The following is a 20,869-nucleotide window of genomic DNA, read 5'->3' as shown; positions in this document are numbered from 1 at the left end:
CGTACGGGCCGCAGCAATGAACAGCGACGACGCCAACCGTCTGGGCACGGTCATCCGCAGCATCGGCAGCCAGCAGCTGTGCCCGGCCATCGACGCGGCGCTCAAGGCTGTGGTCGATTTCGACATGAGCTGCGCCTACCTGTTTCGCTTCAACCAGCCCGCCTTGCTGGTGCACGACGGCTACAACGCGCGGGTGACCGAGCGAACGCTCAAGGCCTACCTGCGCGGCGGTTATCTGCTCGACCCGTTCTATGTGGCCTGCACCAACAACCACCCGTCGGGGTTGTGGCGCATGAGCGAATTGGCGCCGGACAGTTTCTTCGCCTCAGGCTTTTCCATTTCCCGTGATATCCACCCTTGCGTGTCGTCGCACCACGGCAGCCTGATCGAAGAGATCGGCTTCATCGTGCCGGTACAAGCGCGTACCGCGCTGGTCTATTCATTGATGCGCGGCCTGGACAAAGGCGCCTTCGAGCCTGCCGAAATGCAGCGGTTGGCGGCGTTGACGCCGGTGATCGATGCGGTGCTCGGCCAACACTTGCAGCTGGCGCATGCGGACGACCTGGCCGACCCGGAAGAATCCGATAGTCAACTGGAGGATGCGTTCGTCGAAATTCTCCAGGGCCAGCTGACCGAGACCCAGCGTTATGTCGCCAAGTTGATTCTGCAAGGGCACAGCAGCCAGTCCATCGCCAGCACTCTGGGGATCTCCGAGGGGACGGTGAAGGTGCATCGGCACAATATCTGGCAACGGCTGGGCATTGCCGGGAATGCGGAGTTGTTCAGGTTGTTCATCAACTATCTGGTGAAACAGTAGCAAGCCTCCATTTGCTGCGGTTTTGTGGGGTGTTCTGGGCTAGTTCCCATACCTGCGTAGTCCCTTTCTGAAGCATGCCGAATGACCTCCATATGCTGTTGATGCCCGAGACCTGTGCCTCTAGTCTCGCCTTCAAACAGGAGGTATCGTATGTACAGGTGTAAATACAGAGCATCCCATGTTCTTTGAGTGGGATGAGGCAAAGAATCAAATTAACATCCGTAAGCACGGCATAGACTTCGCCGATGTTCCCGACATCTTCAACCATCCTATGTTGATACGGCAGGATGACAGCGGGGGCTATGGCGAGGCGCGTTGGGTGAGCATCGGCTGGCTGAAGGCGCTGATAGGCGTGGTTGTGTACACGGAGAGGCGGGGTGATGTCATACGTATCATCTCCGCACGCAAAGCCACCAGATGGGAGGCCAAACAGTATGACCAAAGAATCGAAAACTGATTGGAGCCGTCTGGCGCAGCAGGATGATCAGGATATCGATACCTCGGATATCGCTGCGTTGGACGATGATTTCTTTCGTACGGCCGAACTGCGTGTTCCGGCCAAGCAGACAGTGACCATTCGCCTGGATTCCGATGTGCTTGCCTGGTTCAAGGAGCAGGGGACTGGCTATCAGACACGGATCAACCAGTTGCTGCGCCAGTACATGCAGGCTCAACAACGCCAGCGTTGACAGTTGGGTCCCTACTCTTCCATGGCAGAGCGCGCGGATAGCGTGAAGTCGTTTTGAGGGTGGCACGAGCGACCATGGAAAACCGATAATCGGCATTCTTTGATGACTGCCGAGCCCGAATCCATGACCTTCACCACAAAAGGGCCGCGCCCATGAGCGCGACCCGCAAGAACCCCGACGCCTTTGCCTTCCAGGTCATGCTGGGGCTGTGCCTGATCTGGGGCTGCCAGCAAGTGCTTATCAAAACGGCGGCGGTCGACATCGCCCCGGTGATGCAGGCTGCCGTGCGCAATTTCATCGCCGCAGTCCTGGTCGGCTTGCTGGTCTGCTGGCGCGGTGGTTGGGAACAGCTGGGCAGCACCTGGAAGGCCGGTGTGGTGGCGGGCGGGTTGTTTGGCCTGGAGTTCCTGTTCATTGCCGAGGGGCTGAAGCTGACCTCGGCGGCGCATATGTCGGTGTTCCTCTACACCGCACCGGTGTTCACGGCGCTGGGGCTGCATTTCAGGCTGGCCAGCGAGCGCCTGCGGTTGTTGCAGTGGGTGGGCATCCTGCTGGCGTTCGGCGGTATCGCCACGGCATTTGCCGGTGGCATGTCGTTCGAACAGATGGATGGGCGCACCTTGCTGGGCGACGCCATGGGGGTACTGGCCGGCCTGGCCTGGGGCGCGACCACCGTGGTGGTGCGCTGCTCGCGGCTGTCGGAGGCGCCTGCGACCTTGACGTTGTTCTACCAACTGGCGGTTGGCTGTGTCGGGTTGTTGGTGATTGCCTTGCTCAGCGGGCAGATCGGGGCGGTCTCGTGGACCCCGTTGGCGCTCGGCAGCGTGTTGTTCCAGGGGATCGTGGTGTCGTTCATCAGCTACCTCACCTGGTTCTGGTTGCTGCGCAAGTACCTGGCCTCGAACCTGGCGGTGTTCTCGTTCATCACGCCGTTGTTCGGGGTGACCTTTGGCGTGTTGCTGCTGGATGAGCCATTGAGTGCGAATTTTGTGCTGGGGGCGGTGATGGTGCTGCTGGGGGTGATCCTGGTGAGTGCGGAGCCGTGGGTGAAGCAGCAGTTGCGCAAGTGGGTGGGGTAAGGGTTGGCATTACCAGCATCATCGCCGGCAAGCCGGCTCCCACAGGTACTGCGGTGATCTTGAGGTCGTCGCTGTTCATGTGGGAGCCGGCTTGCCGGCGATAAGGCCCTAGGAGACTGCCCGGACTTCTGGAGGGCAGGCGATCAGGCGCCTTCCTTCCACCTGCACCAACACCCCTGCCAGCCCCAGCCCTGCCGCCGCTAACACCAACGCCGGTGCCAGGCTCCCGCTGTAATGGTTACTCACCGCCGCCAGCAACGGCCCGCTCAGTTGTCCCAAGGCAAAGCAGGCAGTCAGCAGCCCGGCATTGCGTTGTGTCGCATGGGGCGCCAGCTCCCGCGAGCGTTGCATCACCAGTTGCATGCAAGCCAGGAACGGCGTGCCGCACAGCACCACGCCAAGCGCCAGGCCAATACCGTCGCCCAGCAGACAGGCCATCACTCCGAAGCCCTGTAACCAAAGGGTGGCAGTCAGCCAGGCCGAGGTTCGGCCTGGGCGGCGCAAGCTCACCAGCAGCACGCCCAGTGCCGCCGCCGCACCGAACGCTGGCCAGAACAGGTCGGCCATCCAGTTGCCGTGGAACTGCTGGTTGGCCATCTGTGACAGGAAGGTGGCCGGCAGGATGTAACCGATGCCATACAAGGCGTACACCAGGCCAAGGCGGCCAATGCCAGCACTGCGCGATGCCGCGTGTTGTGGCACGGCGGGCGCCACGGCCGGTTGCTGTGGCCGGGGCAGCCAGGGGCGCACGGCCAGCAGCATGACCAGCGCCGCCGCTGCATAAATCAGCCACAACGCAGCCGAACCCAGGCCCAGCAGGTGTGCACCCAGTGCCAGAAGCCCGGTGAGGGCGATACCCACGCCGGGCCCGGCGAATACCAGCGCACCAAGGCGTTGGCGGCCGTGGGCATTGGCAACCTGCTGGCTGAGGCTGGTGATCATCACCAGCACCCAGGCGCTGGCCACGCCAGTGCCGAAGCGCAGCGCCAGGTGGCTCCAGAACCCCTCGGCGGCCCATGAGGCCAAGGTCAGCAGTACGCACAACCACAGCCCCCCATGCAGGCGCAGGCGCACCTGGGCGGGTTTGCGGGCGAACATGGCATCCACTGCGCCCAGGAAGTAACCCAGGTAGTTGGCGGCGGCCACCAGCCCGGCGGCGGTGAGGTCGAACTGGCCTTCGGCGATCAGTTGCGGCAGTTGCGGGGTGAGGGCGAAGCGGCCGATGCCCATGGCCATCATCAGGGCCACGGCGCTGGCCAGCAGTTGTACGAGCGGCGACATGAGGAAGCTCCTGCGCGAATGTAAGCGATGGATGGCAGGGTAGGGCGGATTGACTTTCAATAAAATTGAATAATGATGATGAAGTTGTTCTGTTTTGGAGAATGTAATGGAGTTCAGCCAACTGCGTATCTTCCAGGCCGTGGCCGAGGAAGGGTCGGTGACCCGCGCCGCCGAGCGCTTGCACCGGGTACCGTCGAACTTGTCGACGCGCCTGCGCCAGCTCGAGGAGCAACTGGGCGTGGAGTTGTTCCTGCGCGAACGCCAACGCCTGCAGTTGTCGCCGGCTGGCAAAGTGCTGCTGGACTACGCCAACCGCCTGGCCGCGTTGCATGACGAGGCGTTGGCGGCGGTGCAGGGCGGCCAACCGGCCGGCGACTTCGTACTGGGCACCATGTACAGCACGGCGGCGACTCACTTGCCGGCGTTGCTGGCCCGCTATCACCAGGCGTACCCGGCGGTGAACCTGCAGGTGCGTGCAGCGCCCAGCGGCGAGTTGTTCGAAGGCTTGCTCAGCCATCGCCTGGATGCTGCGCTGGTGGATGGGCCGCTGAACCTGGCCGGGCTGGACGGCATACCGCTTTGCGAAGAAGAACTGGTGCTGATCACCAGCCCTGAGCACCCAGCGGTGAACACGGCCAAGGACGTTGCTGGCAAGGCGGTGTTCACCTTCCGGCAGGGTTGCTCTTACCGCATGCGCCTGGAAGCGTGGTATGCCCATGCCCACACGCCTATGGGCCGGGTGATGGAGATCGAGTCCTACCAGAGCATGCTGGCCTGCGTGATTGCAGGTGCCGGTGTGGCCATGATGGCCCGGTCCATGCTCGACAGCCTGCCGGGGCGAGACCGCGTTCGGGTGCATCGGTTGCAGGCGCCTTTCGATGAGGCCGTCACCTGGCTGATGTGGCGCCAGGGAATGCGCGGTGCGAATTTGCAGGCATGGATCGACTTGCAACAAAGCGAAACGATTAACCAGTCGTCGGAATACGGCATTTCGGCTTGATCCGAGTCAAACTGGCCCATATCTGTAAGCGCAGAGGCATGCGTAATACAGGACATAGGACTATGATCTGTATGAAACATCGCAGGATTGAAATTGCCGTGAGGCTGACCCGTAAAAGGGGGCATTTATGAACGACCGACTTTACAACTGGCTCCACGACCTCGCCGTCGCCCTGGGCTTGCTCCCTCCACCGCTGCAGCCGGTGCCGATTCCGACGGATGAAGAACAGCGCAAGCGCCAGCCGCGTCGTCGCTGATAATGAAAAAAGGCCGCTGCATCTTTGCCGATGCCGCGGCCTTTTTGATTCTGGGGGTTTTGTGGTGACTGTCGTGGCCCCATCGCCGGCAAGCCGGCTCCTACAGGTTGTAGAAGCCGGCTTGCCGGCGATGGGGGCAGTCAGAATCTACTGGCTCAGGCCAGCTTCACCGCCGCCACCGGCTTTCGCGACATCAGACTGACCACCACGAAGCTCACCAGACCAATGGCCAGGCTGTAGTAGATCGGCGTGTTGGCGTCCAGACCATCCTTGAACATGAAGAACAGCGCGGTGGCGAAGCCCAGCGACATGCTGGCGATAGCCCCGGCGGTGGTCGCACGTTTCCAGAAGATTGCACCGATCAGCGGGATCAGCATGCCGCCCACCAGCAGGTTGTAGGCCAGGGTCAAGGCGCTGATCACGTCATTCACCGCCAGTGCGATACCCAGTACCACCAGGCCGGTCAGCAGGGTGAACAGGCGGTTGATACCCAGGCTCGACTGCTTGCCGCCGCGCAGCTTGGGCAGCAGGTCTTCGGTCAGGGTGGTCGAAGCAGCCAGTAGGCCAGCACTGGCGGTGGACATCATTGCAGCCAGGGCAGCCGCCATCAGCAGGCCACGGATACCATCAGGCAGTTGGCTCTTGATCATCTCGGCGAAGGCGTTGTTCGGGTTCGCCAGGTCCGGCATCAGCACGTGGGCGGCCATGCCGATCAGGGCGCAGGCCAGGCCGTACAGCACGCAGTAGACACCTGCGGTGGTACCGGCACGCTGGCAGACCTTCTCGTCACGGGCGGTGAACACCCGCTGCCAGATATCCTGGCCGATCAGGATGCCGAAGAAGTAGATCAGGAAGTAGGTGATGATGGTGTCCCAGCCAATGGTGGTCCAGCTGAAGCTGGCCGCCGGCAGCTTGGCTACCAAAGTGTCCCAACCACCAGCCTTGTACAGGCACACCGGCAGCAGGATGAACATCAGGCCAACGGTCTTGATCACGAACTGGACGATGTCGGTCAGGGTCAGCGACCACATGCCGCCGATGGTCGAGTACACCACCACCACGCCGCCACCGAACAGCAGGGCCATCCAGAACGGCACATCGAGCAATACCTGCAGCACGGTGCCCATGGCCAGGGTCGAGGTCACGCCGATCATCAGTGCGTAAGCCAGCATGATCGCCGCGCTGGCCTGGCGCGCCATCGGGTTGTAACGGCGTTCCAGTACCTGGGTCACGGTGAAGATCTTCAGGCGCAGCAGGGGTTTGGCGAGGAACAGGTTGAGGGCGATGATGCCCAGGCCCAAGGCTGCGCACAGCCAGAAGCCGGAGATGCCATGGACATAGCCCAGGCGCACGGTACCTACGGTCGAGGCGCCACCGAGCACGGTGGTCGCCATGGTGCCCATGTACAGGGTCGGGCCGAGGTTGCGCCCGGCCACCAGGTAGTCTTCGTGGGTTTTTGCACGGCGCATGCCGTACCAGCCCAGCCCGAGCATGCCGGCGGCATAGATCAGTACAACGATGATGTCCAAGGCCATTGGGGGTCTCCCGATTATCTTTATTATGGCGAGATCGACCACGCGGGCGGGTTCATGGCGCCCGGCGGTCTTGTCTTGTGTTGGCGGGCCTCAGTGGCCCTCCCAGATGGCTCCTGCCAGGGTGTAGCAATCTCGATCGTGCAAGCAACGCGCACCCTGTGGGAGCGGCTTTAGCCGCGAAGCAGACAACGCGCTGCATGGCACCGGCGTTGCCGGTGTTCGCGGCTGAAGCCGCTCCCACAGGTTCGGCGCCAAACTGCCTATGACCCGGGGGCGTCAGCGGCGCACGACACCCGGCAGCACGCAGAGCATTTCGAACAGCAGGTTGGCACCGAGCAGCGAGGTGTTGCCGGTGGTGTCGTAAGGCGGGGAGACTTCGACGAGGTCACAGCCGATCAGGTCCAGGCCGTGGCAGCCGCGAATGATCTCCATCGCCTGGATGGTGGTCAAGCCGCCGATTTCCGGCGTGCCGGTGCCAGGCGCCCAGGCTGGGTCGATGCCGTCGATGTCGAACGACAGGTAAACCGGGCCACCGCCGACTTTCTCGCGCACTTCGGCCATGAGCGGCTCCAGCGATTTGTGCCAGCACTCTTCGGCCTGCACCACGCGGAAGCCCTGGCGACGGCTCCAGTTGAAGTCATCTGCGGTGTAGCCCTGGGCGCGCAGGCCGATCTGTACCACGCGGTCGCAGTCGAGCAGGCCTTCTTCCACGGCGCGGCGGAAGGTGGTGCCGTGAGCGATTTTCTCACCGAACATGTGGTCGTTGACGTCGGCGTGGGCATCGATGTGCACCAGGCCGATCTTGCCGTGCTTTTTATGCAGGGCGCGCAGGATCGGCAGGGTGATGGTGTGGTCGCCACCGAGGGTCATCGGGATGACGTTGTGCTCGACGATTTCGTCGTAGGCCTCTTCGATGATGCGCACGGCGTCGAGCAGGTTGAAGGTGTTGATCGCCACATCACCGATATCGGCTACCGACAGCGAGTCGAACGGGGCGGCACCGGTGGCCATGTTGTACGGGCGGATCATCACCGACTCGGCGCGGATCTGCCGTGGGCCGAAGCGGGTGCCGGAGCGCAGCGAGGTGCCGATGTCCAGCGGTACGCCGATGAACGCGGCGTCAAGGCCAGCGGCGCTTTGCAGGTGGGGAAGGCGAAGCATGGTGGCGATGCCGCCAAAACGCGGCATTTCGTTGCCGCCCAGTGGTTGGTGGAGAATCTTGTCCACGGTGGGCCTCATCAGTCGGTCGATTGTTTTGTTTGTTCGAACCTGTGCCGCCGCGCGCCTCGTGAGTGTGGTTCTGCTGGCGGGCAGGGACATTTCGGCCAAGTCTGCTCAAGGTAGTGCGCGGGAAGAATCGCTACCGGCAAAAACTTACTTCAGGAATTTCTGAACTAACGCCCACAAGACCGGTTAGACTGCGCGAAAATCCTCCCGCGGAACCGTTGCACCATGGCCTCGACCCTGCCCGACCTGAAACTGCTGCGTATCTTCGTGAGCGTGGTGCGCCACCAGGGCTTCGCCAATGCCCAGCGTGAGCTGAATTTGTCGACTTCAGCCATCAGCACCTACATGAGCCAGCTGGAAGGGGCGTTGGGCATCGTGCTCTGCCATCGTGGGCGTGGCGGTTTCAGCCTGACCAGCAAGGGCGAGCTGTTCCACCAGGAGACCTTGCGCCTGCTTGCCGAACTGGACGGTTTCGAGCAATACGCCGCTGCGCTCAAGGGTGAACTGCGTGGCACGCTCAACCTGGGGGTGATCGACTCGACCGTGGGCGACCGGGCGCTGCCCTTGGCTGAGGCAATTGGAGCCTATAGCCAGGAACACCCGGCGGTGCATCTGCATTTGTCGGTGTCCAGCCCCTACGAGCTGCAGCTGGGGGTTCAGGACAACCGCCTGGACCTGGCCATCGGCGCCTTTTCTTCGCGCATGAGTGGCCTGGTCTACCAACCGCTGTACCGCGAGCAGCACTGGCTGTACTGCAGCAGCCGCCATCCGTTGTTCGCCGAGCGGCGCATTCCGGAACAGGTGGTGACCCAGCAGCGCATGGTCGGGCGTGGCTACTGGAGTCAGGCAGAGCTGGCCCGGCATGGCTTCAAGCACAGTGCGGCAACGGTCGAGAGCATGGAGGCGCAGCTGATTCTGATTCTCTCGGGCGCCTACATCGGTTACCTGCCCGAGCATTACGCCCAGGCCTGGGTCGACAAGGGCGACCTGCGGGTATTGTCGCCGGCCACCTTTGGCTACCAGGCACCGTTTTCCTTGATCATCCGCCGGGGGCGCAGCCGGGAACCCTTGATCCAGACGTTCCGCGACCTGCTCAAGAGTCAACTCATCGTCGGTTGATGCACAAGACATTTCGGACATTCCGTCGGGATGAGCATTTTTCCTGCAAAACCTGACCACTACCGTAATGGCGCTCTGCTAAACCTCTACTTGCTTTGATGATTTTCCCATTCATCTACACAAGCAAGGATCGCCCAAGATGCGCATGAATTTGCCCGTCACTGAGCACGAAAGAACCTTTCCCAGCGAACAGCGCCTGATCTCTACCACGGACCTCAACAGCCGCATCACCTATTGCAACGACGCCTTTGTAGCCATCAGCGGGTTCACCTATGACGAGCTGGTCGGGCAGACGCACAACCTGGTGCGCCACCCGGACATGCCGCCTGCGGTCTTCGGGCATATGTGGGACACCATCAAGCAAGGCAAACCCTGGATGGGTGTGGTCAAGAACCGCGCCAAGAACGGTGATTACTACTGGGTCAGTGCCTACGTCACGGCGATTTACGAAAATGGCCGGGTCAGTGGCTACGAGTCGGTGCGCTCGGTGCCGAGCCGGGAGCAGATCCGCCGCGCCGAAGCGCTGTATGCGCGGCTGCGTGCGGGCCGCTCGCCGGTAGCCTTGGCCTCTCGGCTCGGACATGGGTTGGGGCATGGTTGGCCGTTGATCGGGGCCGGCCTGCTGTCGGCGGCCGGTTACCTGTGGTTGCCGACTTATGCGGCGTTGGGTGTGTTGATGGCCAGCCTGCTGGTGGCCTGGTACCTGATCGAGCATCGGCAGAACCTGGCCATACGGCGCACTCTGGATGAACATCCCAAAGCCTTCACCAGCCCGCTGGTGGCCCTGACCTATAGCGACAACCCAGGCCTGCAGGGGCAACTGGACCTGGCGATCATCAGCGAGGAGGCGCGCCTGCAGACCGCCTTGACTCGCCTGGTGGATGCCGGGGTTGGGGTCAAGTCACGGGCCGCCCAGTCCGCTGGCCTGTCCGATGCCCAGGCGCAGATGCTTGACCGCCAGCGCAGTGAAACCGATCAGTCGGCCACGGCTATTGCGCAGATGGCCGCGACCATTCAGGAGGTCACCCACAACGTGCAAAGTACCGCCCATGCCGCTGGTGATGCCGACCAGTTGGCCCAACAGGGCAGCGAGCTGGCGCAGCAGAGCCTCAAGGCCATGGGCAGCATGAGCGATGCGGTCAGCGACATCGGCCAGGCCGTCAACGCCCTGGCTGAGCAGACCCAAAGCATCGGCAGTGTGGTCGACACCATCACCTCGATTGCCGAGCAGACCAACTTGCTGGCGCTCAATGCCGCCATCGAAGCTGCCCGGGCTGGCGAGCAGGGGCGGGGGTTTGCCGTGGTGGCGGACGAAGTACGCTCCCTGGCCCAGCGTACCCGTTCGTCCACCGATGAAATCCATCACATCATTGCGTCGTTGCGCGCCGGAGCCGAACGTGCGGTGAGCACTGCCAGCCGCGGTGAGCAGATTTCGCGCGACAGCATGCACAGTGTCGAGGCGGTGCAGTCGGCCTTGGCCGGGATCGCCCAGGCGGTCAGCCGCATCACCGGCATGAGCCAGCAGATGGCGACGGCGTCGGAGCAGCAGAGCCACGTCGCCGAAGACATCAACCAGCAGATCGTGCGCATTGCCCAGCTGTGCGACCAGACTGCCGGGCAGGCCAAGCAGGGCGCCGAGATCAGTCAGGACCTGGAGCGCATGGCCGAGTACCTGCACAGCCTGGCGGAACGTTTCAACCGCTGAACCTGCGTGATTCCCACAGGGATGTGGGCCTTTTATCGGGTGGCTATGGCACACTGAGCCCAGCCAGGAGAACCCGATGTCCAGACCCCGCTGCGAACGCTGCCTGCGTCCGCAAGACCACTGCCTTTGCCCGCTGATTCCCAACCTCGACAGTCGCACCCGAGTGGTGCTGTTGCAGCACACCAGTGAACAGTCCCACGCCCTCAATACCGCCCGGTTTGCCGCATTGGGGCTGGTGAATGCCCAATTGCGGGTAGGGGAAGTGTTCGAGGATCTGCCCGAGTTGCTCGCTACACCGGGTTATCGCCCCGTTTTGTTGTTCCCAGGGGACGAAGCCGAAGTGTTGGGCACTTATGGCGCAGAAGATGACCAAGCATTGCTGTTGATCGTACCGGACGGCACCTGGCGCAAGGCGCGCAAGTTGCTGTACCTGAACCCACTACTGGAGGCCCTGCCGCGTGTGACGCTGGGGCAGGTGGCGCCTTCTCGCTACCGGTTGCGCAAGGCGCCGGAGCCAGGGGCGTTGTCGACCATCGAGGCAGTTGTTCAAGCATTGAACGTGCTTGAAGCACCCGCGAGTTTCAATGAACTGCTGCGCCCGTTCGAGGCGTTGATCGAAGGGCAGATAGCGGCCATGGGGCGGGAAACTTTCGAGCGCAATCATGGTGAGTGACGAATAAACGGCCTGTTCAGTACTTGCATTAAAACTCACCTATTCCCTGTTTTGGTTCACTCCATATTTAATACTCTGGAAAAAGCACTTATTTAGGGCGCTCGCGTTAACGCCTGATTCGGGCGTGCACCGCCACAGGCCACGGTTTACCTGATGCCGCATATTCCGGCATCGCTATTGCTAGGTTATTTCCGTAGGGATAACAGTTGCACTTAGCGTGGTGGGAGTTGCGTATGTCTCGGGCCTTTTTCAATGAAATGTATGATGCGGCCGGTGATTGTCGCCCGCATTATCAAGAGTTTGCGCGCTGGTTGGCGAACACGCCGTTGGAGTTGCTCGATCAGCGTCGCCGCGAAGCGGACTTATTGTTTCATCGCGCAGGCATTACGTTCACATTGTATGGAGATGAGCAGGGCACCGAGCGGTTGATTCCGTTCGATATCATTCCACGCAGCATCAAGGCCAGTGAATGGCAAACGGTGGAACGCGGTTGTATTCAACGCGTTCAGGCTCTGAACCTGTTCCTTGAAGATATCTACCACGGACAACGGATTCTCAAGGAAGGCATCATTCCACCCGAACAGGTGCTGGCAAACGATGGTTACCAGGTGGCCATGCAGGGCCTGGACCTGCATCGTGGCATCTACGCCCATATCGCCGGGGTCGATCTGGTACGCGATGGCGATGGCAGTTACTACGTACTGGAAGACAACCTGCGAACCCCAAGCGGCGTCAGCTACATGCTCGAAGACCGCAAGATGATGATGCGTCTGTTCCCCGAGCTGTTCGCTGCCCAGCGCGTGGCGCCCATCGACCATTATCCGAATCTGCTGCTCGATACCCTGAAAAGCTCAAGCCCGCTGGATAACCCGACAACCGTGGTGCTGACCCCTGGCCGGTTCAACAGCGCCTACTTTGAACATGCCTTCCTGGCGCGTGAAATGGGTGTGGAACTGGTCGAAGGCGCTGACCTGTTCGTACGTGACAACCATGTGTTCATGCGCACGACGTCCGGGCCACAGGCGGTCGATGTCATCTACCGACGCCTGGACGATGCCTTCCTCGACCCACTGTCGTTCAACCCCGATTCGCTGCTGGGCGTGCCTGGGCTGATCACCGCTTACCGTGCAGGCAACGTGGTGCTGGCCAACGCCGTGGGCACCGGCGTGGCTGACGACAAGTCGATCTACCCCTACGTCGACGACATGATTCGCTTCTACCTGGCGGAGGAGCCGATTCTCAAGAACGTGCCGACCTGGCAGTGCCGCAAACCTGCGGAGCTGTCCCATGTGCTGGCGAACCTGCCGGATCTAGTGGTCAAGGAAACCCAGGGCTCGGGGGGCTACGGCATGTTGGTCGGGCCTGCCGCCACCACGGCGGAAATCGAAGAGTTCCGGGCCAGGATCAAGGCCCGGCCGGAGGCTTACATCGCGCAACCGACCTTGTGCCTGTCCACCTGCCCGACCTTCGTGGAAAACGGCATCTCGCCACGGCATATCGACCTGCGCCCGTTCGTGCTGTCGGGCAAGGAAACCCGCCTGGTGCCAGGCGGCTTGACGCGGGTGGCGTTGCGTGAAGGCTCGCTGGTGGTCAACTCGTCCCAGGGCGGTGGCACCAAGGACACCTGGGTGGTGGAGGACTGAATCATGCTTTCTAGGACTGCGTCGGACCTGTACTGGATGTCCCGTTACCTTGAGCGCGCGGAAAACCTGGCGCGCATGCTCGAGGTCAGTTACTCGCTGTCGCTGATGCCCCAGGCCGGGCGCAGCGACGGTCGGCCGGAGCTGGCGATGTCGCTGCTGGCAGCTGGTACGCTGGATGACTACAACCGCCGTTATGGCGAGCTCAATGTCGAGCACATGCTGCACTTCTTCGCCCTGGACGAGACCAACCCCGGCAGCATCTATTGCTGCTTGCGGGCGGCACGCAGCAACGCGCACGCAGTGCGTGGGCGCATTACCGCCGACATGTGGGAAAACATCAACGCCACTTGGCTGGAAATGCGCAACATCGCCAGCAAAGGCCTGGCGCGCTACGGTATCAACCACTTCTGCGAATGGGTCAAGGAACGTTCGCATCTGTTTCGCGGTGCCACCGCTGGCACCATCATGCGCAACGAAGCGTACGGGTTCATTCGCCTGGGTACGTTCCTGGAGCGGGCGGACAACACCTTGCGCTTGCTGGATGCGCGTTACGAAATGTTCGGCGAGGAATCGGAGGAGGTCAGCGATAACTCTGCCCGCGGTTACTACCAATGGAGCGCCTTGCTGCGGGCGTTGTCATCCTTTGAAGCGTTCAACGAAATCTACCGCACCGCACCGGGTGCCGAGCAGGTTTCCGAAATGCTGTTGCTGCGTGCGGACGTTCCGCGCTCGCTGCATGCCTGTGTCGAAGAGCTGGCACATTTGCTGGCTGGTTTGCCCGGTGATAACGGCCGCCCGGCCCAACGCCTGGCAGCCGAGCTGAGTGCCCGGCTGCGTTTCACCGGGATCGAAGAGATTCTCGAGTCAGGGCTGCATCAGTGGTTGACCCACTACATCGGCCAGATCAACCACTTGGGGCAGAACGTTCACGATTCCTACCTGGAGGTAGTATGAGACTGTCAATTCGCCACGACACCACCTACCACTATTCCAACGACGTGTGCATGAGCATCCAGTTGCTGCGCCTCACACCGAAAAGCAGTGAACGCCAGCGGATACTGGAATGGCATCTGGACCTGCCACGCCCGGTGGGCAGCCAGCTGGACCCTTACGGCAATGTCCTGCACGTGCTGACCATCGACGAACCCCATGACGCCTTGATGCTGAGCGCCCACGGTGATGTGGACATCGACCAGACGCAGGAAGTGGAACACGACACACAGTCCGCGCTGCCGTTTCTGCGCTCGAGCAAACTGACCGCCATCGACGACGCGCTGCGCGGCTTCGCCCTTCAGCATTGTGGCGCCCGACGCGACCGAACGGCGCTGATCGACTTGATGAACGGCTTGGCCGACCATATCGCCTACACCCCTGGCGCGACTGCGGTGGATACGGTGGCGGCGGAAGCCTTCGCCAACCGCGCCGGCGTCTGCCAGGACCATACCCATGCATTTCTGGCCTGCGCACGCAGCCTGGGTATCCCTGCGCGCTATGTGTCCGGTTACCTGTGCACCGAAGACGAAAGCCACCTGGCCAGCCACGCGTGGGCAGAAGCCTGGCTGGGCGATGGCTGGTACAGCTTCGATGTCACCAACCGCCTGGCCAGGCCGGAACGGCACCTGAAGCTGGCGGTGGGGCATGACTACCTCGATGCCTGCCCGGTACGCGGCATGCGCCGTGGCGGAGGGGCGGAGTCCATGCTGGCGCGGGTACAAGTCAGCTCGCTTACACAGGCACAGCAGCAATGACCTATTGCGTTGCGATGCACCTGGCCGAAGGGTTGGTCTTCATATCGGATTCACGGACCAATGCAGGCATCGACCAGATATCCACGTTCCGCAAGTTGTTCGTGTTCAATGTTCCGGGCGAGCGTCTGATCGTGCTCCAAACGGCCGGCAACCTGGCGACATCGCAGTCGGTGGTGAGCTTGCTCAGACAGCGTTGCGCCAGCGAGGGCGAGCATCTGTTGAACGTGCCGACGCTTTACGACGCCACTGCGCTGGTGGCCGATACCATTCGTGAAGTGATCAACCGGGACTGCACCAAGCTCTCGGGCAAGGTGGACCTGAGCTGCTCGTTCCTGGTGGGCGGGCAGATCGCCGGCCAGCCCATGGGGGTGTACAACATCTACCCGCAAGGCAACTTTATCCAGGCGACGGAGGACACGCCGTTCATGCAGTTGGGCGAGAGCAAGTACGGCCGGCCGATCCTGGATCGCAACCTGCTGTACCACACGCCACTGGGGGAGGCGTTGCGTTGCGGCCTGATCTCGTTCGACTCGACCATGCGCAGCAACCTGTCGGTGGGCATGCCGCTGGATCTGCTGGTGTACCGCAAAGACTGCCTGGCAGAGGTGAAATGCCACCGCATCACGGCGCATGACCCTTACTTCCTGCGGATTCAGTCGCAGTGGGCCGATGGGCTGCGAGACTTGCTCGCGGCGCTGCCGGACCCGCCTGCGGCTTATGTCCAGTAGGGGCCATCACCGCGGTTCGCGGGCATGACATGCTCGTTTGTGTTGCCTGTACTGGCCTCATCGCCGGCAAGCCGGCGATGAGGCCATTGAATTCACTCCACTTCTAACGCTCGCGCATCGCCTCTGTCCGCGCCTTGAGCACCGGCTTCAACAGGTAATCCAGCACACTCTTCTGCCCGGTGATGATATCCACCGTGGCCACCATCCCCGGAATGATCAGCAACGGCTTGTTGTCGCCACCCAGGTGATTCTTCTCGGTGCGCACCTGAATCAGGTAGAACGCATTGCCCTTGTCGTCGGTGACGGTATCGGCGCTGATCAGTTCCAGCTTGGCCTTCAAGCCGCCATAGATGGTGTAGTCATAGGCACTGAACTTGACCATCGCCGGCTGCCCCGGGTGCAGGAAGGCCACGTCCTGCGGCCGCACCCTGGCCTCGATCAGCAGGTTGTCTTCGATGGGCACGATCTCCACCAGGTCGCTGCCCGGCTGCACCACGCCGCCGATGGTGTTGACCTTGAGCAACTTGACGATGCCGCGCACCGGCGACACCACCGTGGTGCGGTTGACCCGGTCATCGATGGCGATGCTGGTGGCGGTGATCTTCGACAGTTCGGTGCGCTTGTCGTTGAGTTCCTTGGCCGCTTCGGAGCGGAAGGTGGCATCGGACTCCTGGATCTTGCTCTTGATCTCTGCCACCGCCGCCTCCGCCCGTGGAATGGCCAGGCTGGTGGCGTTGAGCTGGCCGCGAGCTTCGACGGTGCGTTGCTTGAGGCGCAGGATTTCCACCGGCGAGATAGCCCCGGTACCCACCAGCGGCGCCGACATGTTCAACTCCTGCTGCAGCAGGCCCAGGGCCGAGCGGTATTGTTCGACCTTGGAGCGGAACTCGGCGAGTTCCTGGGTCTTTTGTCGCAATTGTTCGTTGAGCGTCTGTTTTTCGCTGGCCAGGCGACGTTGGCGGGAGTCGTACAGGGCGATTTCGTCTTCGGCAACCTGCGGCGCCTTGGCACGGACTTCATCCGACAGCTCGAAGGGGCGGCCTTCGGACTCAGCCGACAGGCGCTCGACCTGAGCGGTCAAGGCATAGCGATCCGCTTCGCTCTCGCCCTTGTTCGACTTGAAACGGGTGTCATCCAGGCGTAGCAGGGTGGCGCCCTTGTCGACCATCTGGCCTTCACGCACGAAGATTTCGGTGACGATGCCGCCTTCCAGGTTCTGCACCACCTGCACCTTGCTCGACGGGATGGCCTTGCCTTCGCCCACCGTCACTTCATCGAGCACCGCCAGGCTGGCCCAGGCCAGTGCCACCAGCAGCAATGCTGCGGCCAACCAGACAGTCAGGCGTGACAGGCGCGGTGAGTCCTGCAAAGTGGCGCCGGCCAGTTCCGGCATGTAGTCGTGTTCGGCACGTTTGCTGGCACCCTGACTGCTTCGTACGCTTTGCATGAGAGGCATGGTGAACTCCTACAGGGCTGCGCCGATGCGGCCTTTGCGCAGAGCGTCGATGACCGCATCCTTCGGCCCGTCGGCGACGATCTTGCCGTTGTCCAGCACTAACAGGCGGTCCACCAGGCTGAGCATCGAGGTGCGGTGGGTCACCAGCAGTACGGTCTTGCCCGGCACCCAGGCCATCAGGCGCTGGCGCAGCTGTTCTTCGCTGCTGTTGTCCATGTGGCTGGTCGGCTCGTCGAGAATCAGAATCGGCGGTTCCAGCAGCAGGGCCCTGGCCAGCAACACCGCCTGGCGCTGGCCACCGGACAGCAGCTGACCACGTTCGCCCACCGGGCGGTCGAAGCCGCTTGGGTGCTGCCGGGCCAGCTCGCTGACACCGGTCAGCTCGGCCACTTCGAGCATGCGTGCATCGCTGACGTGACGGGCGCCGAGGGTCAGGTTGTCGCGCAGGGAGCCTGCCAGCAGCGGCAGGTCGTGGGCCACGTAGCCGACCTGGCTGCGCAGGTCGGCAATATCCAGTTGGCGCAGGTCGAGGTTGTCCAGCAGCACCTGGCCTTCATCGGGGTGGTGAAAGCCCATCAGCAGGCGCGCCAGGGTGCTCTTGCCCGAGCCGCTGCGGCCAATGATGCCGATGCGTTCGCCGGGGGTGAGGCTGAGGTTGACGTCCTGCAGCGCGGCACTGGTTTGCCCTTGATAGCGGAAGGTGACGTGGCTCAGCGCCAGGCCGCCCTTGAGCGTGGTGTGCTCCAGCGCCTGCTGCTCGGCCTGGCGCTCCTGGGGCAGGGCCATCAGGGCGTCGGTGCTGCGCATGGTGAGCTGGGCCTGCTGGTAGCGGGTGATCAGCCCGGCGATCTGCCCCAGCGGGGCCAGCACCCGGCTGCCGAGCATGTAGCTTGCCACCAGGGCGCCTACGCTGAGGTTGCCGGCGATGATGCTGTACACCCCGGCAACGATGGTGGCCATGCCGCAGAACTGCTGGATGAACAGGGTGCCATTGCTGGCCAGGGACGACAGGTTGCGGGCATGGGCATCGAGGCGGGCGATGGCGCCGTTGGTGTGCTCCCACTGGTACTGGCGTTCGCTCTCGGCGCCGCAGGCCTTCAGGGTTTCCAGGCCGCCAAGGGTTTCGATCAGCAGGGCCTGGCGCACCGCGCCCAGGCTCAGGCTCTTCTGCACCGTGTCGCGCAAACGGGCCTGGATCAACAGGGCGAACCCCACCGCCACCGGGAAGGCGATCAGCGGAATCAACACCAGCCAACCGCCGAGCAGGCCGATCACCAGCAGCATCAGGGCAACGAAAGGCAGGTCGATGATGCTGGTCAGGGTCACTGCCGTGAGAAATTCGCGCAGGCCCTGGAAGTCGTGGATGCTCTGGGCGAAGCCGCCGATGGTGGCGGGCTTGGCCTTCATCGCCATACCCGTGATGCGCTCGAACAAGGTTGCGGACAGGATCAGGTCGGTCTTCTTGCCGGCCTGGTCCAGCAAGTTGGCGCGAACCATGCGCAGCACCAGCTCGAACGCGGTGCCGATGAACAGGCCGGCGACCAGCACCCACAAGGTCGACACCGCCTGGTTGGGCACCACGCGGTCGTAGGTTTGCATGACGAACAGCGGCACCATCAGGCCGAGCAGGTTGATCAGCAGGCTGGCCAGCAGGGCATCGCCATACAGCCAGCGTGAATGACGCAGTGTGTCGCGGAACCAGGCGTTCACCCGGGGTAGCAAGGGCGAGCGCAAGTCCTCCAAAGTGTGCCGTGGGCGGGCGAACAGGGCGTTGCCGGTGTAGGCCTGCTCCAGTGGTTCGCGCTCGACCCATTGTTCGCCGCCTTCGGCCTCGCAGGGCAGGATCAGCGCCCGGCCATCATCACCCCAGCGTTGCAGCACGGCGCTGCGGCCGTCGTTGAGTAGCAGCAGCACGGGCAGGTTGAGTGGTGAAATGTCTGCCAGGCCGCGCGTCAGCACGCGGGCCTGCAAACCGGCCCGGGCAGCAGCCCTTGGCAGCAGCGCCGAATCCAGGCGCTGCTGGGCCAGGGGCAGGCCGCTACACAGGCTGGCGCGGCTGGCCGCCCGGCCATGCAGGCGGCACAGGATCAGCAGGCCATCGAGCAGTGGGTCATCGACATCCGGGCGCGGTTGCGCACTTTGCATACTGGTCACGATGGACTACTCCCGCGACGTTGGATGGGGGTGCAACGCCTTGCGAACCGGATCTGCTTCCTGCCGCTGTACCTAGCGCATGTCGGGCAAACGGGCCTCGTTGCGCACGTCGCTCTTGGCGATGGCCTCTGGCGGCAGCGAGATGCGCTGCTTGCTCAGCAGCTCGCCCATGGTCGCCAGGACCCGGTACATCGAATATTCCTCGGTGTAACGCACTTCGGTGTATCGGCGGTTGGCGTTGTACAGCTCGTTCTCGCTGTCGAGCACGTCCAGCAAGGTGCGCTGCCCCAGGCCGAACTGGTCCTGGTAGGCGGCTCTTACCCGCTGGGTGGTTTCGGCATATTCACGGGCGGTCGGGGCCTGCTTGCGGGCGTTGTTCATGGCGTTCCAGGCCAGGCTCAGGTTCTCGGTCAGCTCGCGCAGGGCGTTGTTGCGGATGTCCATGGCCTGGTTGATCTTGTGCGCATCGGACTGCAGGCGCGCCTTGTCGCTGCCGCCACGGAACAGGTTGTAGCTAAGCTCGACGCCGGCCTGCCAATCGTTGTTGCTGTGGCCTTTTTCGCCGCTGAGGTTGTTGTTGGCGCCGGTGGCCAGCACCGCATCCAGGCGCGGGTAGAAAGGGGACTTGGCCACTTCGTACTGCTGCTCGGCGGCATTCACGTCGGCCTGGGCCGATTTCAGGTAAGGGTTGTTTTCCAGCAGGCCCTGGCGTGCCTCATCCAGGTTGGCGGGCACTTCGCCCTTGATCGTGACCGGGGTTTCCAGTTCGTCGGGCATGCGGCCAATGACGCTGTAGAAGTTGGCCTCGGCATCTGCCAGGTCGACTTCGGCGGTGTCCAGGTTGTTTTCAGCCAGTGCCCGACGGGCGCGGGACTGGTCGAGGTCGGCGGTGCTGCCTACGCCGCGTTCGCTGCGCAGGCCGATCTGGTCGTTGACCCGCAGGTGGGCCTGCAGGTTGTTCTTGGCCAAGGTCACCAGTTCACGCCGCTTGAGCACCTCCAGATACACCTCGATGGCGCGCAGGGCAACCGTCTCGGCGGTGGCTTGCGTGTAGTAGGCCCGTGAGTTGGCAACCGCCTCGGTACGTCCCACTTCATTGGGCGTATTGAAGCCATCGAACAGCATCTGCCGCAGACGCAGTTCCGACTGGGTGTAGTTGAGCGTTTCCTTGTTGTGGTTGCTTGTGCCGTCGGCATTGAGTCCACGGGTATTGAGGTTGTCGGAACGTTGGCGGCCATAGCCTGCCACCAGGTCGACAGTTGGGTAGTACCCCCCGCGGGCGAACTTCACATCCTCGTCTGCCGACAGCCGGCTGTTACGGCTGGCGCTGATCTCGGGATGCTGGTCCACGGCGTTCTGGACGGCCTCGTTGATTGACATCGCCTGAACGTTGGCACACGCCATGGCCAACAGCACTGCACTGGTGATGGGGGTTAACACGCGCATGGGGTACATCTCCCTGGTCCAAAATAGTCCTGCTGTTCGCCAAAAAAATGACGAAATTTATCTATCAAACCGTTTCAAGTTTGTAACAACAGAGCTAAGAACATTTAACGCGCGAGCTAAGAAGATTTTTTCATAACACCTATGCGAAAAAAAACTTATGCGGTCTATGGAAACCAAGACATTGTTTCTTTCAGGTGATTTTGAAACCCGTGATAACCCTCGGTTTTCAGGCATCGCAGTCAGTTCCAGATTTTTTGCAGCTAAAGACGCAGAACGGTTAGGCAAAGGTGGTATTTGGCGACAAATTATTGGC

19 protein-coding genes are annotated in these 20,869 nt (G+C 62.3%); 13 read left to right on the top strand and 6 right to left on the bottom strand.

The genetic code is table 11. The annotated features are described in order from the left end of the window. Positions 1 to 16 precede the first annotated feature (16 nt). The 4 genes from PspTeo4_RS14940 to PspTeo4_RS14925 all read left to right on the top strand — a co-directional run bounded on the left by PspTeo4_RS14940 (position 17) and on the right by PspTeo4_RS14925 (position 2,585). Positions 17 to 817, top strand: a complete 801-nt coding sequence (locus PspTeo4_RS14940; protein ID WP_322364577.1) for a helix-turn-helix transcriptional regulator — start codon at positions 17 to 19, stop codon at positions 815 to 817. A gap of 178 nt (positions 818 to 995) precedes the next feature. Beyond that, the gene (locus PspTeo4_RS14935; RefSeq protein WP_322364576.1) at positions 996 to 1,274 is read left to right on the top strand and encodes a BrnT family toxin; all 279 of its coding nucleotides are present in this window, start codon (positions 996 to 998) and stop codon (positions 1,272 to 1,274) included. Beyond that, positions 1,252 to 1,506, top strand: a complete 255-nt coding sequence (locus PspTeo4_RS14930; RefSeq protein ID WP_322364575.1) for a BrnA antitoxin family protein — start codon at positions 1,252 to 1,254, stop codon at positions 1,504 to 1,506. The genes PspTeo4_RS14935 and PspTeo4_RS14930 overlap by 23 nt, the downstream gene beginning before the upstream one ends. 152 nt (positions 1,507 to 1,658) lie before the next feature. Beyond that, entirely contained in the window at positions 1,659 to 2,585 is a 927-nt protein-coding gene (locus PspTeo4_RS14925; protein WP_322364574.1) for a DMT family transporter, read from the top strand. 108 nt (positions 2,586 to 2,693) lie between these two features. Here the strand turns inward: PspTeo4_RS14925 and PspTeo4_RS14920 are convergent, their stop codons facing one another. After that, positions 2,694 to 3,866: an MFS transporter gene (locus tag PspTeo4_RS14920; protein WP_322364573.1), complete on the bottom strand. Its 1,173-nt coding sequence runs from the start codon at positions 3,864 to 3,866 to the stop codon at positions 2,694 to 2,696. A 106-nt stretch (positions 3,867 to 3,972) separates the two neighbouring features. Between PspTeo4_RS14920 and ptrR the strand changes: the two genes are divergently transcribed. Together ptrR and PspTeo4_RS14910 are read left to right on the top strand one after the other, a co-directional pair. Beyond that, the gene (ptrR, locus tag PspTeo4_RS14915) at positions 3,973 to 4,866 is read left to right on the top strand and encodes a putrescine utilization regulator PtrR (protein ID WP_322364572.1); all 894 of its coding nucleotides are present in this window, start codon (positions 3,973 to 3,975) and stop codon (positions 4,864 to 4,866) included. A gap of 127 nt (positions 4,867 to 4,993) precedes the next feature. Continuing rightward, complete coding sequence (locus PspTeo4_RS14910) at positions 4,994 to 5,122, top strand: PA1414 family protein (protein ID WP_023381651.1); 129 nt, start codon at positions 4,994 to 4,996, stop codon at positions 5,120 to 5,122. Between the two features lie 155 nt (positions 5,123 to 5,277). Here the strand turns inward: PspTeo4_RS14910 and PspTeo4_RS14905 are convergent, their stop codons facing one another. Together PspTeo4_RS14905 and speB are read right to left on the bottom strand one after the other, a co-directional pair. Beyond that, positions 5,278 to 6,657: a sodium:solute symporter gene (locus PspTeo4_RS14905; protein ID WP_322364571.1), complete on the bottom strand. Its 1,380-nt coding sequence runs from the start codon at positions 6,655 to 6,657 to the stop codon at positions 5,278 to 5,280. A gap of 276 nt (positions 6,658 to 6,933) precedes the next feature. Next, positions 6,934 to 7,884, bottom strand: a complete 951-nt coding sequence (gene speB, locus PspTeo4_RS14900; RefSeq protein ID WP_044488326.1) for an agmatinase — start codon at positions 7,882 to 7,884, stop codon at positions 6,934 to 6,936. A 225-nt stretch (positions 7,885 to 8,109) separates the two neighbouring features. Here speB and PspTeo4_RS14895 point away from each other — a divergent pair, with 225 nt between their 5' ends. From PspTeo4_RS14895 to PspTeo4_RS14865, 7 genes are all read left to right on the top strand, one after another. Continuing rightward, a complete protein-coding gene (locus PspTeo4_RS14895) occupies positions 8,110 to 9,003 on the top strand; it encodes a LysR family transcriptional regulator (RefSeq protein ID WP_023381648.1) in 894 nt (297 codons plus the stop codon). A gap of 139 nt (positions 9,004 to 9,142) precedes the next feature. Next, positions 9,143 to 10,708: a PAS domain-containing methyl-accepting chemotaxis protein gene (locus tag PspTeo4_RS14890; RefSeq protein ID WP_322364570.1), complete on the top strand. Its 1,566-nt coding sequence runs from the start codon at positions 9,143 to 9,145 to the stop codon at positions 10,706 to 10,708. 76 nt (positions 10,709 to 10,784) lie between these two features. Beyond that, complete coding sequence (locus PspTeo4_RS14885) at positions 10,785 to 11,381, top strand: tRNA-uridine aminocarboxypropyltransferase (RefSeq protein WP_322364569.1); 597 nt, start codon at positions 10,785 to 10,787, stop codon at positions 11,379 to 11,381. A gap of 233 nt (positions 11,382 to 11,614) precedes the next feature. Then, complete coding sequence (locus PspTeo4_RS14880; RefSeq protein ID WP_322364568.1) at positions 11,615 to 13,024, top strand: circularly permuted type 2 ATP-grasp protein; 1,410 nt, start codon at positions 11,615 to 11,617, stop codon at positions 13,022 to 13,024. Positions 13,025 to 13,027: 3 nt separating this feature from the next. Further along, a complete protein-coding gene (locus PspTeo4_RS14875; RefSeq protein WP_322364567.1) occupies positions 13,028 to 13,978 on the top strand; it encodes an alpha-E domain-containing protein in 951 nt (316 codons plus the stop codon). Beyond that, on the top strand, positions 13,975 to 14,772 hold the full coding sequence (locus tag PspTeo4_RS14870) for a transglutaminase family protein (protein WP_322364566.1): 798 nt from the start codon (positions 13,975 to 13,977) through the stop codon (positions 14,770 to 14,772). The genes PspTeo4_RS14875 and PspTeo4_RS14870 overlap by 4 nt, the downstream gene beginning before the upstream one ends. Next, a complete protein-coding gene (locus PspTeo4_RS14865) occupies positions 14,769 to 15,500 on the top strand; it encodes a proteasome-type protease (protein WP_322364565.1) in 732 nt (243 codons plus the stop codon). The genes PspTeo4_RS14870 and PspTeo4_RS14865 overlap by 4 nt, the downstream gene beginning before the upstream one ends. A gap of 103 nt (positions 15,501 to 15,603) precedes the next feature. Here PspTeo4_RS14865 and PspTeo4_RS14860 read toward each other — a convergent pair whose 3' ends face one another. The 3 genes from PspTeo4_RS14860 to PspTeo4_RS14850 form a co-directional block, all read right to left on the bottom strand. Beyond that, entirely contained in the window at positions 15,604 to 16,956 is a 1,353-nt protein-coding gene (locus PspTeo4_RS14860) for an HlyD family type I secretion periplasmic adaptor subunit (RefSeq protein ID WP_322364564.1), read from the bottom strand. Positions 16,957 to 16,965: 9 nt separating this feature from the next. Continuing rightward, positions 16,966 to 19,101, bottom strand: coding sequence for a type I secretion system permease/ATPase (locus tag PspTeo4_RS14855; protein WP_322364872.1), 2,136 nt, complete (start codon positions 19,099 to 19,101; stop codon positions 16,966 to 16,968). A gap of 81 nt (positions 19,102 to 19,182) precedes the next feature. After that, positions 19,183 to 20,556 (bottom strand): TolC family outer membrane protein, encoded by a 1,374-nt coding sequence (locus PspTeo4_RS14850; RefSeq protein ID WP_322364563.1) that lies wholly within the window; start codon positions 20,554 to 20,556, stop codon positions 19,183 to 19,185. Between the last annotated feature and the right edge of the window lie 313 nt (positions 20,557 to 20,869).

Origin of the sequence: Pseudomonas sp. Teo4, assembly GCF_034387475.1 — a bacterium.
Classification (GTDB): Bacteria; Pseudomonadota; Gammaproteobacteria; order Pseudomonadales; family Pseudomonadaceae; genus Aquipseudomonas.
Note: the sequence above shows the minus strand (reverse complement) of the source record. Positions and strands in the feature narration are given on the sequence as shown.

What these genes read in the sequence shown, in the direction of transcription:
- PspTeo4_RS14940 (WP_322364577.1), top strand. Translation starts at nt 17, where the DNA reads ATGAACAGCGACGACGCCAACCGTCTGGGCACGGTCATCCGCAGCATC.
- PspTeo4_RS14935 (WP_322364576.1), top strand. Translation starts at nt 996, where the DNA reads ATGTTCTTTGAGTGGGATGAGGCAAAGAATCAAATTAACATCCGTAAG.
- PspTeo4_RS14930 (WP_322364575.1), top strand. Translation starts at nt 1,252, where the DNA reads ATGACCAAAGAATCGAAAACTGATTGGAGCCGTCTGGCGCAGCAGGAT.
- PspTeo4_RS14925 (WP_322364574.1), top strand. Translation starts at nt 1,659, where the DNA reads ATGAGCGCGACCCGCAAGAACCCCGACGCCTTTGCCTTCCAGGTCATG.
- PspTeo4_RS14920 (WP_322364573.1), bottom strand. Translation starts at nt 3,866, where the DNA reads ATGTCGCCGCTCGTACAACTGCTGGCCAGCGCCGTGGCCCTGATGATG.
- ptrR (WP_322364572.1), top strand. Translation starts at nt 3,973, where the DNA reads ATGGAGTTCAGCCAACTGCGTATCTTCCAGGCCGTGGCCGAGGAAGGG.
- PspTeo4_RS14910 (WP_023381651.1), top strand. Translation starts at nt 4,994, where the DNA reads ATGAACGACCGACTTTACAACTGGCTCCACGACCTCGCCGTCGCCCTG.
- PspTeo4_RS14905 (WP_322364571.1), bottom strand. Translation starts at nt 6,657, where the DNA reads ATGGCCTTGGACATCATCGTTGTACTGATCTATGCCGCCGGCATGCTC.
- PspTeo4_RS14895 (WP_023381648.1), top strand. Translation starts at nt 8,110, where the DNA reads ATGGCCTCGACCCTGCCCGACCTGAAACTGCTGCGTATCTTCGTGAGC.
- PspTeo4_RS14890 (WP_322364570.1), top strand. Translation starts at nt 9,143, where the DNA reads ATGCGCATGAATTTGCCCGTCACTGAGCACGAAAGAACCTTTCCCAGC.
- PspTeo4_RS14885 (WP_322364569.1), top strand. Translation starts at nt 10,785, where the DNA reads ATGTCCAGACCCCGCTGCGAACGCTGCCTGCGTCCGCAAGACCACTGC.
- PspTeo4_RS14880 (WP_322364568.1), top strand. Translation starts at nt 11,615, where the DNA reads ATGTCTCGGGCCTTTTTCAATGAAATGTATGATGCGGCCGGTGATTGT.
- PspTeo4_RS14875 (WP_322364567.1), top strand. Translation starts at nt 13,028, where the DNA reads ATGCTTTCTAGGACTGCGTCGGACCTGTACTGGATGTCCCGTTACCTT.
- PspTeo4_RS14870 (WP_322364566.1), top strand. Translation starts at nt 13,975, where the DNA reads ATGAGACTGTCAATTCGCCACGACACCACCTACCACTATTCCAACGAC.
- PspTeo4_RS14865 (WP_322364565.1), top strand. Translation starts at nt 14,769, where the DNA reads ATGACCTATTGCGTTGCGATGCACCTGGCCGAAGGGTTGGTCTTCATA.
- PspTeo4_RS14860 (WP_322364564.1), bottom strand. Translation starts at nt 16,956, where the DNA reads ATGCCTCTCATGCAAAGCGTACGAAGCAGTCAGGGTGCCAGCAAACGT.
- PspTeo4_RS14855 (WP_322364872.1), bottom strand. Translation starts at nt 19,101, where the DNA reads ATGCAAAGTGCGCAACCGCGCCCGGATGTCGATGACCCACTGCTCGAT.
- PspTeo4_RS14850 (WP_322364563.1), bottom strand. Translation starts at nt 20,556, where the DNA reads ATGCGCGTGTTAACCCCCATCACCAGTGCAGTGCTGTTGGCCATGGCG.